Raw genomic sequence first — 20,443 nt, 5'->3', positions numbered from 1 at the left:
GAAAAAAACAGCCAATAAGAATCGTTCCGGTTTTTCACAGGTGCTGCGTCACATAGCTGACATTAAAAAAACCCTTCTGCCAACGAGACCGCAATAGATGTCCAAGTCCTTGCCCGGCCCGCTCAACCCGCTTGCAAAAGCGTTACTGATCCGTCATTCCCTTCGGCCCTGGCACGCGTTGTCACACGCCGGCATCGGTCTGGCGTTGTCCACTGCGATGGTTGCCCAGGTGCAGGCGCAGGAATGGGCGCTGGATATTCCGGCACAGTCGATGAACTCGGCGTTGCAGGCGTTGGCCAAGCAGACAGATACGCAGTTGCTGTATAGCCCGGAGGACATCGGTGGCTTGCAGTCCTCGGCACTTAAGGGCCGTCACGACCTCGCGACATCGCTGCGCATCCTGCTGGGCGGCAGTGGGCTGCGTTATCAGATCGACGGCAACACGGTGACGGTAACGGCGGGCTCTGCCGCAAAGGACGGCCAGGTCGAGCTTTCGGCGACTAACGTCAATAGCGTCGGCCTAGACGCAACCACCGAAGGCACAGGCTCTTACACGACGGGCGTGACAAGCACGGCCACAAAAATGAACCTGTCGCTTCGTGAAACACCGCAATCGATCACCGTTGTCACCCGTCAGCGCATGGATGACCAGCATCTGGGCGCTATTACCGACGTACTGAAACAGACGCCAGGTATCACCATTTCCCAAGACGGCGGGGAACGTTTCAACGTCTATTCACGTGGCAGCGCCATCGACACCTACCAGTTCGATGGCGTCAATACCAGCCAAGAGAACCAGACGCGCAACATGCCCAGCACACTGTTGGACATGGCGTTGTACGACCGGGTAGAGATCGTCCGCGGCGCCACAGGCCTCATGACAGGGGCAGGCGAACCCGGCGGGGTCATCAACCTGATTCGCAAAAAACCAACCCATGAGTTCAAGTCTTATATCAAGGGCAGCGTAGGCTCCTGGGACAATTACCGCAGCGAAGCCGATGTCTCTGGCCCGTTGACTGAAACTGGCAATGTGCGAGGGCGCATGGTTGCGGCCAAGCAAGACAACCACACATTCATGGATTGGTACGACCAGAAACGCGAAATCTTTTATGGCGTCGTCGAGGCCGATGTGACCGACACGACCCTGGTACGTTTTGGCGTCGACTACCAGAAATACCGCTCAACTGGCTCGCCTGGCGTTCCTTTGCTGTTCACCAATGGCAAGCAAACCGATTTCTCCCGCTCCACCAGTTCTGGCGCACGGTGGATGTACGATGATTTCGAGACCATGAACTACACCGCTACCCTGGAGCAGCAGTTGGTGAACGACTGGAAGCTGCGGGTAGTGGCCAACTACATGGATGTGGACCGAGACGCAGACTTGGGATGGTATCGGAGCACGTCGGGTGTCACTTACCTGAACGAAGCAACCGGTTCGGCAAGCGCCGAGCGGGCCAAGATTTCTGCCGACCAAACGCAAAAAGGCCTGGACGTCAATCTCGCTGGCACCTACGACCTGTTCGGCCGCAGCCATGATCTGGTGCTGGGCTACAACTACTCTGAATACGAGAATGACCACCGCTCCCAGACGGGCGGGATCGCCACCTTCAACTTCTACACTTGGGACAACTACCTGGCACGCGACGGCTACCGTCCATCCTTGATTTTCAACATCAAGACACGCCAGAGCGGCTACTACGTGGCCAACCGTTTCAACGTCACCGATGATCTGCACCTGCTGCTTGGTGCCCGAGTTTCGCAGTACACCTACGACTCCGACCTGACATCCCTGATCGCCAACACCAATACGGTCAGCAAGATGCGTGAAACCGGCCAGGTAACGCCGTACGCAGGTTTGATCTATGACCTGACGCCTGAACAATCCGTGTACTTCAGCTACACCGACATCTTCAAGCCGCAGACTTCGATGGACAAGGATGGCAAAGTCCTCGAGCCGGTTGTCGGCAAGAACTACGAAGCTGGCTGGAAAGGCGAGTTCTTCCAGGGCCGGCTTAACACCAGCGCTGCTGTATTCATGGTCGAGCGCGACAATTTTGCCGAACTCGATCCTGGCCAGCTCACTCCAACCGGCTCATCGGCCTATCGCGCAGTCGACGGGGCCAAGACCAAGGGCTTCGACCTTGAAGTCACGGGTGAGATCGCACCGGGCTGGAACGTACAGACAGGTTATAGCCATGCCAAAACCAAGGATGCCGATGGGGAGCGCCTGACCACGCAATTGCCCATGGACACCTTCCGCCTGTGGACCACCTATCACCTCAAAGGCGATTGGGACAAGTTAACGATAGGCGGTGGCGTGAACTGGGATTCGAGCAAATCGCTGACCTTTACCAACATCAACAACGCAAAGGCCAAGGATGACGATTATGCCGTCGTCAACCTGATGGCCCGCTACCAGGTCACCGAACACCTGGCGGCTACCGTCAACGTCAACAACCTGTTTGACGAAAAATACTACTCCGGCATGGCCGGCAGCTACGGTCACTACGGTGCACCACGTAATGCAACACTCGATGTCCGCTACGATTTCTGATCCTGCAAGCCAGTGTGAACAGCGCCCTTCTTCGTGAAGGGCGTTTTTTTTTCCCGGTACCGGCAATCAGTATCCGCCCAGGGGGCAACAAGCCTGCCCTACCTGGATAGCGGCAGGGCTGCACCCGCAGCCCAAGCAAAAAAAACCTGCGGAATCATCCTTGACGAATGACACCGCAGGTTGCTGAGCCCAGGCAAAGCCCGTGGTTCAGGGGCATGCTCCGTCAGTCACTTACCTTGTCTACCTCTTGCACCATTGTCACCAGGCCATCAATCACTTCCGGGTGTTTGAGGATGTCGTAATGCCCGGCGTTGATAGCCACGTTAACGGTACTACGGCGGGTCCAGTACGGGCTGACGGTGTCGCCCGCCCACCAGCATGAGGCCTGTGCCGAGGTGCTCGGCAAACCGCTGATCTGTGAGGACAGCGCCTTCAATCGCATGGCAACGACGAAAGTATGGGCCAACTCGCCGCTGCTGATATCGGCATAGGCCGATTGCTCGCAATGATCGGCGCGCCATTGTTGGACCATTTGTTCCAGGGCAGCCGCCTCGGTATCGACAGGCACCACCCCCGCGGGCAGTTGCTCCTTCGCAATGCCCAGGACCACGCTCAGGAAACCACGCAAATCATTACCCCAGTCGCCTTCAGCCGGTACTACCTCTGGCTTGGGCATGAAGCTGTCAACCAGGCCTAGCGCCGCTACTTGCTGCCCTTGGTTTTCCAGTTCACGAGCAACCATCACCGCCAGTGATCCACCCAGCGACCAACCCATCAGTCGATAAGGGCCCTCAGGTTGTTTCTGGCGGATGTACTGGGCGTAGTCAATGGCCATCGACTCCAGGGAGTCGTCTTCCCAATCACGATCCAGCAACATGCGGCACTGTAAGCCGTAGACACTGCAATGGCCATCCAGGCGACGCGCCAGCGGCTCGTAGTCAAATACCGTGCCGAAGCCTGCATGCAGGCAGAACAACGGTGTGGCATCGGCCACTCGGCTGTTGAGCAGCAAGAGCGGGTCAAGGTCATTTCCTGCGACAGTGAAGCCCGAAAGTTCGCCAATAGTCGGCTTGGCCATGACATCGCGCAACTTCAACTCGATGGGCAGATCTTCGTGCGCGCGTACCTTGGACAGCATCTTCAGCACCCGCAACGAGTCACCACCAAGCTCGAAGAAGTTGTCGTCGACCCCGACTTGGTCAACCTCCAACACCTCCTGCCAGATACGCGCCAGTACACGCTCGATATCATTGCGTGGTGCCACACGCTTGCGCTGCCCGGTAGCTTCGGGGGCGGGCAGTGCGTTACGGTCGATCTTGCCGTTTGGTGTAAGTGGCATCGACGCAAGCAGGACAACATGTGCTGGCACCATGTAATCGGGCAGCTCGGCACGCAACGCATCACGCAACTGGGCCGACATTACCATCGCGTTTGCTGACACCACATAGCCCACCAGTTGCTTGCCGTTGGCGACCTCGCGGGCCACGACCACCGCGTCCTTGACATCAGGAAGGTTGCGCAGACGGGCTTCAATCTCTCCAGGCTCGATACGGAACCCACGGACCTTCAACTGGTTGTCCAGCCTACCGATGAAGTCAATGACCCCATTGGCACGACGGCGTACCCGATCTCCCGTGCGATACAGACGTGAGCCTGGGTTGAACGGGTCTGCGACAAAGCGTTCAGCCGTCAGCGCCGGGCGTTGGTGATAGCCTCGCGCCACCCCCTCGCCACCGATGTAGAGCTCGCCGGCGACGCCGTCAGGCAACGGGTTCAGGTCCTGGTCGAGTACATGCAGGGTACGCTGACCGACCCGTTCACCGATCGGTGCATAGACCGCTTCGCACGACTGCTGCGCCGATACCTTCCACAACAGGGGCGTGACGACCGTTTCTGTCGGCCCGTAGCCATTGGTCAGGTATTGAGGACGCAACGTACGCTTGACCAGCTCGAACAGCGCATCAGGCACGGCATCACCGCCAAAGCAGTAGATTCGCACCGGTGGTGCAGCCTGCGTCGATGCTTCGGCGAATTCTGCCAACTGCTGCAGATAAGCTGGCGGGAAGCAGGCAATATCGATGCGCTGCGCATGCAACACCTGCCAGGTTTCTTCGGCCGTCCACAAACGGTTGTCGCGTACCACGAGGCTGCCACCACTCGACAAGGTCGAGAGCCAGCGTTCCTGAGCACCGTCGAATGCAAACGACATGAACAGCAGCTCGCGGGTCGCTGTATCCATCTCATACAACTGGGCGATAGCCTGGCAATGCATGCGTATCTGCCCATGGCTCACGGCCACACCCTTTGGCTTGCCGGTAGAGCCGGAGGTATAGATCAGGTAGGCCAGGTTGTCATCCTGCACCTGCACCTGCGGCGCGCTGTCAGGTAGTTCAAGACCTGTCAGCAGGTCGAGCTCAACGCAGCTGCGAACCTGGGCAAAGCGCTCACGCAAGCCACTGCTGGTGACTAGCAGATGCATGGCGGAGTCTTCGACAATCCACTGCAGACGGTCCTGCGGATAGTCTATATCCAGCGGCACGTAGGCGGCGCCGGTCTTCATCACTGCGAGGAATGCCACGATCACGTCCACTGACCGTTCCAGGGCGATCCCGACCGTGACTTCAGGGCGTGCCCCCAGGCTTGTCAGATGATGCGCCAATCGGTTGGCACGATGATCCAGCTCGGCGTAGGTCAATACCCGCTCACCGCAACTCACGGCCGATGCGTGTGGACGTTCGAAGGCATGCCGCGCGACTTGCCCGGCAAGGTGCAGCATGCTGCTTTCGCCGGCCGGCAGCCGATTACGCGCGACCATCTGCTGCACCTGGGCCGAAGTGAGCATGCCAAGGCTGCCGATGGCGGCCCGGGGATTATCCAGCATGGCCGTGAGCAAAGACTCGAAGCTGCCGCGTATGGCATCGGTGGCCGCCTGGGTGAAGCGGCTTCGCAGGTAGAGGAACTCGACCGACAAGGTCTCGCTCAGGTGTACGGCCAGGTCCATGGCGAAGTTGGTCACATCACGGTTGCTGACTTCACCGAACCGCAGGGTGCCATCGGCGCTTTCGCGCAAACGCTCATCCACGGGGTAGTTTTCAAAGACCACGATACTGTCGAACAACGCCTGCCCCGGTTGCCCGGCCCAGCGTTGTACGTCCGCCAGCGCTGCATGTTCATGGTCGCGCAGCTCCAAATTGTAGGCCTGCAACTGTTGCAACCAGTCAGACACCACTACGTCCGGTTGTGGAGCCTGGACCACGGGCAGGGTATTGATGAACAGGCCCAGCATTTCATCCGAACCCGCCAGTCCCGCCGGCCGCCCCGCAACCGTTGCGCCGAAGCAGACGCTGGACTGGCCGGTATAGCGTTGCAGCAACAACAGCCAGGTGGCCTGAATGAGGGTGTTCGGGGTTACCCGCAAACGCTGTGCCTGCTGGCGCAGGCGCGAGGTCTTCGCGGCATCCCAGTGCAGGTACAACGCATCGTGACCCTCAAGTTTGCTGTCGGCATACGGGGCAACCGTCCCTGCCAACAGGGTCGGGCTTTCGAGTTCGCGAAGCTTGCCCGACCAGAACGCCTGCAATGCAGCCTGCGGCTGGCGGGCGAGCCAGCGAATGTACTCTGCAAAGCGCGTGACCGGCACACTCGACCCTTGACCGTGGTAACACTGCAGAACTTCACCCAGTAGGCGCGAGTTGCTCCAGCCGTCCATGAGGATATGGTGTCGCGTCCAGATCAGATGCAAACGCTCATCGTCGAGCCTGACCAGTGTCAGTCTCATCAATGGCGCACTCATCAGATCGAAACCTTGCGCCGTTTCATCCGCTGCCAAGGCTTGCAGATCGTCAGTGCTCACCTCACGCCCACGCCAGTCCAGGACCCGCGTTGGCAATTCGGCCTGGCGGTGCACCACCTGAAGTGGCTCGGCCAGCATGGGTGAAAGCCAGAACCCGGTGCGCAAAATGTCATGACGCACGATCACCTGATTCCAGGCCGTAATGAAACGATCAATCTCGAGCCCGGCCACTTCCACCGAGGTCTGATTGATGTACAGTCCGCTCTCCGATCCCTGCAGGGTATAGAACAACATCCCTTGCTGCATCGGCGACAACGGATAGATATCAGCGACCTGTTGAACAGGTACTGGCAAGCTGTCCAGTTGAGATTGGTTCAGGCCAGCGAGCGGGAAGTCCGAAGGTGTGACACCGGTGTGCTGTTGAAGGCAGCAATGCTCGATCAATGCGTTGAGTTCGGTCACATAGTCATCGGCCAAGCGCTGCAGTGTGGCCTGCGCGAACCGATCCCGGCTGAAGCTCCAGTTCAACTTGAGCTCACCGCCGTATACCTGGCCATTTATCGTTAGCATGCTTGCCAGTGGCGCGGACTTATCCTGAGGTGCCCCTGGGTATTCCTTGGCCGGCACGAATAGAGCAGAGGATGCATCAAAGCTACCATCGAACTGGCCAAGGTAATTGAACACGACTTCGCCATGCGGTAGCTGCACCAACGTATTGCGTGCCTGCTCATCGCCCAGGTAACGCAGCAACCCATAACCCATGCCCTTGTCCGGCACCGCCCGAAGTTGCTCCTTGATCGCCTTGATCGAATCCCCCATGCCACGCTGTGGGTGCAGGTTTACCGGGTACATGCTGGTGAACCAACCCACCGTCCGGCTGAGGTCGATACCCTCGAACAAGTCTTCACGACCATGACCTTCCAGGCGAACCAGCAGCTGCGGATGTGCAGTCCAGCGGCAAACCACTCGGGCCAATGCAGTCAGCAACAGGTCGTTGATCTGGGTGCGGTATGCCGCAGGAGCAACCTGAAGCAGTTGACGTGTGCGCTCACGGTCCAGACAGCTGCTGACCGAGGCAGCGTGTTTTTGCAGATTGCCGCCTTGCGGGTTGTCACACGGCAGCGCATCGCTCGTACCTTGCAACTGCGCCTGCCAGTAGTCCATTTGCGCCACTAGCTGCGGGCTCGCCGCGTAGTCCCGCAATTGCTGCCCCCAGGCTTTGAACGAACTGGTCTTCTCCGGCAGGTTCAGCGGTTGACCGTCCCGCAGCGCCAGGTAAACCTGTTGCAGATCTGCTAGCAGTACGCGCCACGAGACACCATCAACGACCAGGTGGTGGATCACCAGCAGCAGGCGTTGCCCACCGTCGGCCAGGTCGATGAGCACTGCGCGCAAGAGTGGCCCCTGCTCAAGGTTCAAGCTGCGCTGCGCCTGCTCGGTCACCAGCGACAATTGGCTGGCATCCGTTACCGAACGCGTCCACAGCAATGCTTGGGGAGCCTCCTTGAACGCCGCATGCCAGCCGCTTTCGCTTTGGTCGAAACTCAAGCGCAATGCATCGTGATGCTCCACCAGCGCGGACAATGCGGCACCCAAGGTTTCGCTATGCAGTATTTCACTCGGCTGCAACAGTACGGACTGGTTCCAGTGCTGACGCTGAGGGATGTCTTCGGCGAAGAACCATTGTTGGATCGGAGTCAATGGCATGCTGCCAGAAACCTTCCCTTGATCGACAGCACTACGCACGTTGCGTCGCGCGATCGCCGCCAACCTTTGGACCGTCTGGTTCTCGAACAACTCTTTGGGTGTGAACTGAATGTCCTGCAGACGTGCACGGCTTACCACCTGCAACGAAATGATGGAATCGCCACCCAGTTCGAAGAAGTTATCGGTCAGCCCGACCCTCTCCAGCTTCAGCACATCCGCCCAGATCGCCGCAATCTGCTGTTCCAGCTCGCTTTGCGGGGCAACGTATTCACCCTGCAACTGGCTGGCATCCGGCTGTGGCAGGGCCTTGCGGTCGAGCTTGCCGTTCGGTGTCACTGGCAGCTTGTCGAGCAGCAACAAGTGAGCCGGCACCATGTAATCCGGCAAACCGGCCTTGAGCGCCTCACGCAGGCTGTCGCGCAGTGCGCTTTCATCTTGCGTATTGTCGACAGGCACCACATAGCCCACCAGCTGCTTGCCGCTTGACCCGTCCTGCGCCAGCACCACCGCTTCCTGCACGCTCGGCAGCTCCAGCAGGCGCGCTTCGATCTCGCCTAGCTCGATGCGCAGGCCGCGGATTTTCACCTGGTGGTCGATACGCCCGGCGTAGTCGATCACGCCATCGGCACGGTAGCGCGCCAGGTCGCCGGTGCGGTACAGGCGCCCGCCGTTATCACTGAACGGGTCCGGCACGAAGCGTTCGGCAGTCAGCGATGGGCGCTGGTGGTAGCCGCGAGCCAGACCGACGCCACCGAGGTACAGCTCACCGGCACTGCCGCGCACGGCCGGTTGCAGGCTGCCTTCGAGAATGTGGGTTTTCAGGTTGTCGATTGGCTGGCCGATCGGCACGCTGATGCTTTCGTCCGGCTGGCAGGTCCAGTGGGTCACGTCGATGGCCGCTTCGGTCGGGCCGTACAGGTTGTACAGGCCCGCTGCCGGCAGCCGTTGCAGGGTTTGACGCGCCAGCTCGGCCGGCAGTGCTTCACCGCTGCACACCACGCGCTTGAGGCTGGTGCAGCTTTCGACCGCTTCGTGGGTCATGAACGCCTGCAACATCGATGGCACAAAGTGCAGGGTGCTGATGCCATGCTGGTTGATGGTGTCCACCAGCAGTTGCGGGTCTCGGTGCGCCCCTGGCTGAGCCACGACCAAACGCGCGCCGGTCATCAGTGGCCAGAAGAATTCCCACACCGACACGTCGAAGCTGAACGGGGTTTTCTGCAACACGCTGTCGCTGGCGTCCAGGCCGTAGGCCTTCTGCATCCACCACAGGCGGTTGACCAGCGCCTGGTGGCTGTTGCCGGCGCCTTTCGGGCGGCCGGTGGAACCGGAGGTGTAGATCACGTAGGCGAGGTTCAGCGGCGCCACATCGACGGCCGGGTTGGCGTCGCTGAAGCCGCTGAGGTCTTCGACATCCAGGTCCAGGCTGCGCAGGCCGGCCGGAATCGGCAGGTTGTCACGCAGGTGCGACTGGGTCAGCAGCAAACCGATGCCGCTGTCTGCGAACATATAGGCCAGGCGGTCCTGCGGGTATTCCGGGTCCAGCGGCACGTAGGCGCCACCAGCCTTCACAATGCCCAACAGGCCGATGACCATCTCCAGGCTGCGCTCCATGGCGATGCCCACCAGCGCATCCGGGCCAACGCCCAGTTCGCGCAGCTTGTGCGCCAGCTGGTTGGCACGGCGGTTGAGCTCGACATAGCTCAGGGTCTGCTCGCCAAACACCAGTGCCGGAGCGTCCGGGGTGGCGAACACCTGAGCTTCGATCAACGAATGAATGCTGCGCTCGTTCGGATAGGCCGCTTGGGTGTGGTTCCAGCCTTCGACCATCAGTTGCTGTTCGGGCTGGGCCAGCATTGGCAGTTCACCAATAACGGCATCAGCACGATCGGTTAGCGCCTGAAGCAGGTTGGTGAAGTAACCCGCCAAACGGCCAATGGTCTCGTCGCTCCACAACGCACGGTCATGGCTGTACTGCATCGACAGGGTCGCACCCAGCTCTACTACCAAGGTCAGCGGGTAGTTGGTCTGCTCCTGCACGACCACCTCGCCAAAGCGCAGGCCACCGGGGGCGCCTTGTTGCAGCGCCTCGGACACCGGGTAGTTCTCGAACACCAGGATGCTGTCGAACAGCGCGTCACCGCCCTGCCCCGCCCAGCGCTGCACGTCGTACAGCGGCGTGTGCTCGAACTCGCGCACGGCCAGGTTGCCGGCCTGCACCTGGCCGATCCACTCGGCCACGGTCTGCTCGGCACGCGGTGCGCCGATTACTGGCAGGGTATTGATGAACAGGCCGATCTGCTCTTCCACGCCGGGCAGGTCTGCCGGGCGGCCGGCGACCGTGGCGCCGAAGCACACGCTGGCCTGGCCGGTGCAGCGCTGCAACAGCAGCAGCCAGGCCGATTGCACCAGGGTATTGACCGTGACCCGGTTGGCCCGGGCGAAGGCTTCGATGCGCGCGGTCTGCTCGTGGTCGAAGGCCAGCCGGTGGTCACCGTAGCCCGTGCCAGCAACGCCTGCGCTGCCGGCGATGGCCTGGGCCAGGCGGGTCGGCTCATCGAGGCTAGCCAGTTGGGCCTTCCAGAAGGCTTCTGCCACCGCTGCGTCCTGGTTTTGCAGCCAGGCGATGTAGTCACGGTAATGAGTGGCCTGCGCCTGTGGCGCCACGCCAGCATAGCGTTGCAGCACTTCACCCAGCAGGCGCGAGGTGCTCCAGCCGTCCATGAGGATATGGTGGTTGGTGTAGATTAGCTGGTAGCTGTCATCGCCCGTGCGTACCAGTACCAGGCGCAGCAATGGCGCTGCGGCCAGGTCAAAGCCACGCTGGCGCTCGCCTTCGGCCAACGCCTGCAAGGCCTGCTCCAGCGCCGGCTGGCCGCGCCAGTCGTGCTCGCTGAATGGCAGCTCGACCGCCTTGCGTACCACCTGCACCGCCTGCTCCAGTTCGCCCTGCATGAGGAAGCCGGTACGCAGGATGTCGTGGGCATCGAAAGTGGCCTGCCAGGCCTGCTTGAAGCGCTGCACATCCAGCCCGTGCACGTCCACGCGCAGCTGGTTGATGTAGTTGCCGGCCTGTTGGTCAAACAACGTGTGGAAGAGCATGCCTTGCTGCATCGGCGCCAACGGATAGACATCGGCGATCTCGGCGGCAGGCAGCGGCAGGCTGTCCAGTTGTGCCTGGGTCAGCCCGGCCAGCGGGAAGTCCGAAGGTGTAACACCATGATGCTCCGTCTTACAACAATGAGTAATCACAGCCTTCAGTTCCTGGGCGAGTTCATCGGCCAGGTATTGAACCGTCGACTCCTCGAACACTTCCTGGCTGAAGGTCCAGCTCAGCTTCAGTTCACCAGCATAGACCTGGCCATTGATGGCCAGCAGGCTGCTCAGAGGCGTGTTTTCATCCTGACCTTCACCACATCGCTCGGTTGCCGGAACCAGGAATGCCGCCTCATCTGCAAAGCTGCCATCGAACTGCCCGAGGTAGTTGAAAACGATATCTCCTTGAGGCAACAGCTCCAGCGCACGCTGCTGTTCCTCCCCCCCAAGGTAACGGAGTACGCCATAACCTACGCCCTTGTCTGGCACAGCCCGGAGTTGTTCCTTGACAGCCTTGATCGAGGCAGCCATTTGCGTGATGGGCTTCAACTTCACCGGGTAAATGCTGGTGAACCACCCGACCGTTCGGGTTACATCGATGTCGTCGAACAGGTCTTCGCGCCCATGCCCTTCCAGCCGGATGACCACCTCAGGTTGCCCGATCCAGCGGGCAACAACCCGGGCCAATGCAGTCAGCAGCAGGTCGTTGATCTGCGTGCGGTAAGCCGCAGGGGCTTCCTGCAACAGCTGGCGGGTATATGTCGGGTCGAGCTGGGTCGCCACCGAAGTGGCATATTTGGCCAGGTTGCGGCCCGCGGCATGATCCACTGGTAATGGGGCACTTCCGATGCCTTGCAAGCTGGCTTGCCAGTAGGCCATTTCACGTTGCAGTTCAGCACTACCCGCATAAGCATGCAGGCGCTGCGACCAAGCCTTGAAGGCGCTTGTCTTGGCTGGCAGTTTCACAGGCTGCCCGGCGTTGACTGCCTGGTAAGCCTGCTGCAAGTCTTCAAGCAGTACTCGCCAGGACACGCCATCCACCACCAGATGGTGGATGGCCAAAAACAGCCGTTGGCTGGCATCGGGCAACGTCACCAGCAACACGCGCAACATCGGCCCATGCTCCAGGCTCAAACTTCGCTGCGCCTCGTTGGCGAGCGCATGGAGCTGTTCGACACTTTCAAGAGCGCGTTGCCAAATGACCGCCTGCGCCTGCTGGGGAGCAAAGTGTGCCGACCAGTCGCCCTCGGTACACTCAAAGCGCAAACGCAACGCATCGTGATGGTCGAGCAAGGCTTGCAGGGCAGTGGTGAGGGTGGACATATCCAGAGGCGCGCGCGGACGCAAAAGCACCGACTGGTTCCAGTGGTGCCGCGCAGGTATCTCTACCGCAAAGAATCGCCGTTGTACCGGCGTCAAGGGCATGCTTCCGGTTACCGGCCCCTGGTCTATAACCAGGCCCGTCGAACGCCGGGCTACCGCTGCCAGCGCCTGCACGGTTTGATGCTCGAACAACTCCTTGGGTGTGAATTGCACGCCCGCCAGACGGGCACGGCTGACGACCTGAAGCGAGATGATCGAATCCCCGCCCAGCTCGAAGAAGTTGTCTGTCAGCCCCACCTTTTCGAGCTTCAAGACATCCGCCCAGATGGCAGCGAGCTGTTTCTCCAGCTGCGATTGCGGCGCCACGTAATCTGCCTGCAGAAGGCTGGCGTCGGGCTGCGGCAGCGCCTTGCGGTCCAACTTGCCATTTGGAGAAAGCGGCAGTTGCTGCAAAAACACCAGGTGCGTTGGAACCATGTAGTCAGGCAGGCTCGCTTTGAGGATGCTACGAAGCTCATCGCGCAACTCTGCCAACTGCCCGTCATCGATCTCAGGCCCGGCCGAGGGGGCAGGCACTACATAGCCAACCAGTTGATGGCCCTGCGGGCCAGGTTGCGCCACCACCACGGCGTGGAGAACGCTTGCATGCTCCTGCAAGCATGCCTCGATTTCACCGAGTTCGATCCGGAAACCTCGGATCTTCACCTGATGGTCGATCCGGCCCACATACTCCACTGCACCGTCGACGCGATAGCGGGCCAAGTCACCCGTACGATAAAGCCGGTCACCGCTGTGCTGTGCGAACGGATCGGGAACAAAACGTTCGGCGCTGAGCAGCGCCTTGCGATGGTAGCCACGCGCTAGCGCCTTGCCACCAATATAGAGCTCACCGCAGACACCAACAGGTACAGGCTGCAACCCTGCGTCAAGAATCAGAATGCGTGTATCAGGAAGCGCATTACCGATCTCGACATCGCCATTTCTTGCACTCAAAGCCTGGCTGTGAGTCGCGTTGATGGTTGCCTCCACCGGCCCATAGCGGTTGTAGATCTGCACATGCGGCAGGCACTCAAGGGCCTTGTTCAGCAAGTCACTGGACAACGCCTCCCCGCCCGAAAACAGGCGTTTGAGGCTGTGGCACTGGGCCAGCCCCTCGGCCTCCAGGAAGTTTCTGAGCATGGAAGGAATAAAGTGCAGGGTGGTCACGCCATGGGTACGAATCAGCTCGATCAACAACGCCGGATCACGTTGATCACCCTGACGGGACAACAGCAACCTGGCACCACAGGTCAGCGGCCACAACAGCTCCCACACCGATACATCAAAGCTGAACGAGGTCTTTTGCAGCACCACGTCGTCTTCCCCAAGCGCATAGGCCGCTTGCATCCATAACAAGCGGGAGCAAAGCGCCTGCTGATCAATACCAGCACCTTTCGGCCTACCCGTGGACCCTGATGTATAGATCATGTAGGCAAGGTTGCCGGGTTCGGTCACGTTTGGCAGATTGCCAGGGGCCTCAGCCATGCGAAGCGCGCCATGGTCGACCAACACGCATTCAACCTGATCGGGCACCGGCAGTTTCGCCTGGCAGGCCTGGTTGGTCAGCAGCAAATGCACGCCGCTGTCTTCAAGCATGTAGGTCAGGCGCTCACGCGGGTATTCCGGGTCCATAGGCACATAAGCGCCCCCGGCCTTCAGAATCGCCAGCAAGCCCACGACCAGGTCCAGGCTTCGCTCCATGGCGATGCCCACCAGCACATCAGGGCCAACGCCCAGCGCACGTAGCTCATGGGCCAACTGATTGGCCCGGTCGTTCAACCCCTGATAAGTGAGCGATTCATCGGCAAAGCGCACAGCTTGTGCCTGTGGAGTCCGTGCCACCTGCGCCTCGATCAAGGCACTGACGCTGAGCCCGTCCGTGGCGGTTGGCTGGCAACGGTTCCATTGCTCGACTACCAGGCGCTGCTGCTGTTCATCAAGCAGCGGCAACTCACTCACCGGCCTGTTCGCATCCTCGACCAACGCCTGAAGTACATTACGCAGATGCCCGGCAACACCTTGAATGGCAATTTCACTCCACAACGCACGATCATAGGTGTAGCGGATGGAAAGTACGTTGCCCAGCCCTACTGCCACGCTCAACGGGTAGTTGGTTTGCTCGACATTGTCTACCTCGCCAAAACGAAGGCCGCTGGGCGCCCCCTGTTGCAGGGCTTCGGAAACGGGATAGTTCTCGAACACCAGGATGTTGTCGAACAGCGCTTCCCCCCCAGCGCCGGCCCAGCGCTGGATCTCATAAAGCGGTGTGTGCTCCAGTTCGCGCATGGCCAGGTTGTTTGCTTGAACCTGGTTGATCCATTGCCCGACCGTCTGTTCACTGCGCGGCGAGCCAACAACTGGCAACGTGTTGATGAACAGCCCGATCTGCTCTTCGACGCCTGGCAGGTCAGCCGGGCGCCCGGCCACCGTGGCACCGAAACAAACGGTGTCCTGGCCGGTATAGCGTTGTAGCAAGAGCATCCAGGCCGATTGCACCAAGGTGTTCACGGTGACTCGATTGGTGCGCGCGAACGCTTCGATTCGAGCGGTCTGCTCCCGGTCAAAAATGTCATGCAGCGCAGCGTGGCCTGATGGTCGACCGTCTACGGGCAAACGCACAGCCTGAGCCAGGCGTGTAGGTTGTTGCAGGTTGGCCAACTGGCCTTTCCAGAAGGTCTCGGCAGCATTGCCATCCTGGCGTTGCAACCAGCCGATGTAATCGCGGTAATGCGTGGTACTGCTAGCCCGCCAATTGCCGGTGTAACGCTGGAGCACTTCGCCCAGCAGGCGCGAAGTACTCCAGCCATCCATCAGGATATGATGGTGGGTATAGATGAAGTGGTACTGATCGGCGCCGGTACGCACCAGCACCAGCCGCAACAACGGTGCTGCATCCAAGGGGAAGCCTCGCTGCCGCTCTCCCTCGGCCAATGCCTGTAGCGCGTGCTCGCGCGCAGGCTGCCCGCGCCAGTCATGCTCTTCGAAAGGTAGCGCAACGCTACGGCACACCACCTGTACTGCCTGGTCAAGATCGCCTTCCCAGATAAAGCCAGTGCGCAGAATATCGTGCGCCTGCAAGGCGGCCTGCCAGGCTTGCTTGAACGGCTCGACCTGCAGGCCTTCCACATCTACGCGCAGCTGGTTGATGTAGTTACCAGCACTTTGCTCATAAAGCGTGTGGAACAACATGCCCTGCTGCATCGGCGACAGGGGGTAGATATCAGCCACCTGGGCGGCATCGATCGGCAAGCTGTCCAGCTGCGCCTGGTTAAGTGCAGCCAGCGGGAAATCGGACGGCGTCATGCCATGATGCCTTGCATCACTGCAGTAGCTGATCAGTTGCTTGAGTTCCTCGACATATTCTTGCGCCAGACGCTGTATGGTCGACTCGTCAAACAGTTCGCGGCTGAACGTCCAGCCCATTTTCAGTTCGCCAGCGTAAACTTGACCATTGAGTGCCAACAGGCTACCCAAGGCGGCGTCTTCGCTTTGATTCGCCCCACCATACTCCCTGGCAGGTCGGAACAAGGTATTTTCATCTGCGAAACTGCCATCGAATTGACCCAGGTAGTTGAAGACGATTTCGCCCTTTGGCAACTGCGCAAGGATGTCCTGGCTTTCATCGCTTCCCATGTAACGCAGCAGACCATAGCCAATGCCCTTGTCAGGCACCGCGCGCAACTGCTCCTTGATGGTCTTGATCGTGCTGTCGAGTTGCGGCTGCACGTCCAGTTTCACCGGGTAGATGCTAGTAAACCACCCCACGGTCCGCGTCAGGTCAATCTGATCGAAAACATCTTCCCTGCCATGGCCCTCAAGCCGCACCAGCACCTGAGAACGCCCGGTCCAGCGAGAAATGACACGGGCGAGGGCCGTCAGCAGCAAATCATTGATCTGGGTGCGGTAGGCTGCCGGGGCCTCATGCAAGAGTTTGTGAGTCCACTGCGCATCCAGGTGGGAGCTGGCATAAGCAGCATCCCGTTGGAGATTGCCGCCCTGCGGATTGTCAACAGGCAAGGCATCGTCTGCATCACACAGGTGATCCCGCCAATAGGCCAATTCTTGCGCCAGATCATCACTCTTGCCGTAGCGTTGCACCTGCTCGGCCCACGCTTTGAAGGAGCTGGTCTTGGCCGGCAAGGCTACCGGCTGGCCTGCTGCAAGAAGCTGGTATGCCCCTTGCAGATCCTCCAGCAACACGCGCCATGACACACCATCCACCACCAGATGATGGACAACCAGCAACAGTCGCTGGGCGCCGTCGGCAAGCGTTACGAGCACTGCCCTCAACAACGGGCCGCCAAGGGTAAAGCTGGCCTGAGCGTCATCAGCCAGGCGCGAAAGCGCCTCAATATCGTCGACTGAACGATCCCACAGAACATCATGGGCATCCACGTCCTGGAAGGTGCCTTGCCATTGCCCTGCTACCTGATCGAAACCCAGGCGCAGGGCATCGTGGTGCTGTAACACGCAGCCCAACGCTGCACTCAGCCGCTGGGCATCAATCTGTTCACTGGGTGCCAACAGTACAGACTGATTGAAGTGATGTGGTCGGGTAATCGCCTGATCGAAGAACCAGTGCTGCACCGGCGTCAGGGGCATGGAGCCCGTGACAACGCCCTGATCGATAGCCAGGTTGTCAGCAAGCCGGGCAACCGATGCCAAGCCCTGCACTGTCTGGTACTGGAAAAGCTGCTTGGGCGTGAACTGGACGCCAGCCTGCCGCGCCCGGCTGACCACCTGCAAGGAAATGATCGAATCGCCGCCCAGCTCGAAGAAGTTATCGGTAATACCCACTTTTTCTAGCTTCAGCACGCTGGCCCATACCGCTGCAATTTCACGTTCCAGCTCCGAACGGGGCGCTACATGGCTGGCCTGGAAATGGCTGACATCGGGCTGCGGTAGCACCTTGCGATCCAGTTTGCCGTTAGGGGTCAATGGCAGTTTGGCAAGGAACAGCAACTGTGCCGGTACCATGTACTCCGGCAGGTTTTGCTTGAGCCGGGAACGCAATGCATCACGCAGCGTCGATTGTTGCGCGGGCGTGCCCGTCAGCGCTTCATCAACCGGCACGACATAACCCACTAGTTGCTTGCCAGACGGGCCATCCTGCGCCAACAGGACCGCTTCACGTACAGCCTCATGGGCCTGTAGCCGCGCCTCGATCTCACCCAGCTCGATACGGAAACCGCGGATTTTCACCTGATGGTCGATACGGCCGACATATTCAATCAAGCCACCCGCCTGATAACGGGCCAGGTCGCCGGTACGGTACATGCGGCCGCCACCCTGCTCGTCGAACGGGTCGGGAATGAAACGTTCGGCAGTCAGTCCCGGACGCCCCAGATAGCCACGCGCCAAGCCTGCCCCGGCCATGTAAAGTTCACCGTTCACGCCCACCGGCACTGGCGCAACAGCATCACTCAGCAGATAGACCGAACTGTTGGCGATGGGTCGGCCAATATTGGCTTTGCCATGGGCTGCACGAAGCGTGAAGGTTGAATACGTAGTGTCTTCCGAAGGGCCGTAAAGGTCATACACCTGCTGAACATGCCCGGTGGCGTAAAGGTCGTCGACCAACGACTGCTTCAAGGCTTCCCCGGCCAGGTTGATAGTGCGCACGGTAGCCGGCAAGCCTCCGGTCTCGTGCAGCATCTTGATCGCTGACGGCACGGTATTGACCAGTTGCACACGCTCTTTGGCTGCCAGATGAGGCAGCTCCAGGGCGTTGGCCGCCAGAACCACATAGCCGCCAGCCGACAACGTGACAAACAGCTCCCATACCGACAAGTCGAAGCAGATCGACGTGGAAGCAAGCACACCGCACAGATCCTGCTGGCTGTAAACGCTTTGTGCCCAGCCGATCAGCGCAGTAACGTTGCGGTGCTCGATCAGCACGCCCTTGGGCTTACCCGTGGAACCTGAGGTGTAGATGCTGTACGCCAGGTTGCCCGGCTGTGTGATGCAAACCGGGTCAGTGGTGGGGTAGGACGCCAAGGACAACTGGTCAAGCAACAACGTCCTGGCATGAAACTCCTCGGGCATGCGCGCAAGCAGGTGCGATTGGGACAACAGCAATATCGACTGGCTGTCCTCGAGCATGTATTCAATGCGGTCCTGCGGATATTCCGGGTCAAGCGGCACGTAGGCGCCGCCGGCCTTGAGAATGGCCAACAGGCCAACGACCATGTCCGGGGTACGCTCCATGGCGATACCTACCAGCACATCCGGACCTACGCCTTGCTGCCGGAGCCTGTGCGCCAGCTGGTTGGCACGCTCGTTAAGCTGTGCATAGCTCAGCTCATGCTCAGCGAAAAGCAATGCCGGTGCGTCAGGCGTTGCCTTTGCCTGGGTCTCGAATAACTGGTGCATGCATTGATCGGCGTGATATTCCGCCTGCGTGCTGTTCCAGTCACGAAGGACGCGTTGCAGTTCCTGGCCGTCAAGCATCGACAGGCCCGCCACAGGCTGGTTCGGTTGCGTCACGATACTGGCAAGCAGGTTCACCCAGTGTGCGGCCATGCGTTCGATGGTAGGTGCATCGAACAGGTCGGTTGCGTAGGTCAATGCTGCGCTGATGCCAGACTCATGGTCAAAGGTGTCGAGCGCCAGATCAAACTTGGCAACATGGCTCCCCCAGGTCAGTTCCTCCATCACCAGGCCAGGAAGGTTGCGAGCGCTGTCTTGGCGGGTTTGCGACTGGTGGTTGTACATCACCTGGAACAGCGGGCTCAGGCTTAGGCTCCGCTCAGGCTGCAACGCCTCGACCAGTTGCTCGAACGGCAGGTCCTGATGCGCTTGGGCACCGAGGGCACGCTGCCTGACCTGCTCCAGCAGTTCGGCAAAGGTGATGTTCAACCCAAACTCGGCACGCAATACTTGGGTATTGACGAAGAAGCCTGCCAAACGCTCCGTCTCCACACGGTTGCGGTTGGCGATGGGTACACCCACGCGTATATCCGACTGCCCCGAATAGCGATGCAGCAGCGTCTGGAAGCTGGCCAGCAGCAACATGAAGGGTGTAACACCTTGCTGCTGCGCCAACCGTTTGAGCGAGGAGGTAAGCTCGGCAGCCAGTGGGATTTCCAGCCGCGCGCCTTGCTGGCTATGGAGGGCCGGACGAGGACGGTCTGTCGGCAGCTCCAGCACAGGCTGTTCGTCGCCCAGTTGAGCTTGCCAGTACTCCAGTTGCCGGTCCTTTTCACCGGCCTCCATCCACGCTCGTTGCCAGATGGCGTAGTCGGCGTACTGAATGGGCAGCGGGGGCAGCTGGATGTCATGCCCTTGGCTGGCCCCCTCATAAAGCCGAAGCAGGTCTTCGACCATCACCGGCATCGACCAGCCGTCCGCAACGATATGGTGCAACGTGAGCACCAGTACGTGCTCTTGGGGAGCGAGTTTCAACAGCTTGGCACGCAACAGCGGCCCATGCTGCAGATCGAAGGGTTGCCGGGCCTCAGCTTCCAGGCAAGCTTGCAAGATGCCCGGCTCCTGAGACGCCACAGATTCCACGGCAAGTTCGAACTTCAAGCTTGCATGAACAACCTGTACCGCTTGCTCATCTTCGAGGCTGAACGTGGTACGCAGGATTTCATGGCGGCCGATCAGGACCTCGAAGCTGCGCTGCAAAGCGGCGATGTCCAGCTCGCCGCTGAATCTCAGGGCCGCTGGGATGTTGTAGGCCGAACTTTGCGGCTCCAATTGCCAGAGAAACCATTGCCGCTGCTGAGCATAGGAAAGCGGCAACCATTCTGCGTTCTGACGTGTTTGCGGAATTGGGAGCTGAGCCAGGCTCATGCCTTTTGATGCAAGTTTCTCCAGAAACAGCTTGCGCTGCGCCGAAGGCAGCCCGATAAAGCGCTGTACCAGTTCCATGTTGCGGTTATCTGTTTGCATCTCAAACTGCCTCAAGCTCGCTCATGAAGTCCTGG

2 protein-coding genes are annotated in these 20,443 nt (G+C 60.0%); one reads left to right on the top strand and one right to left on the bottom strand.

The window, feature by feature from the left end:
• Positions 1-97 precede the first annotated feature (97 nt).
• Entirely contained in the window at positions 98-2,554 is a 2,457-nt protein-coding gene (locus PP4_RS06360; RefSeq protein WP_016498402.1) for a TonB-dependent siderophore receptor, read from the top strand.
• Positions 2,555-2,777: 223 nt separating this feature from the next.
• On the opposite strand, the gene PP4_RS27475 is transcribed toward PP4_RS06360, so the two are convergent.
• Entirely contained in the window at positions 2,778-20,408 is a 17,631-nt protein-coding gene (locus tag PP4_RS27475) for a non-ribosomal peptide synthetase (RefSeq protein WP_016498401.1), read from the bottom strand.
• Positions 20,409-20,443: the final 35 nt, after the last annotated feature.

Source organism: Pseudomonas putida NBRC 14164 (assembly GCF_000412675.1).
Taxonomy (GTDB): Bacteria; Pseudomonadota; Gammaproteobacteria; order Pseudomonadales; family Pseudomonadaceae; genus Aquipseudomonas; species Aquipseudomonas putida.
Note: the sequence above shows the minus strand (reverse complement) of the source record. Positions and strands in the feature narration are given on the sequence as shown.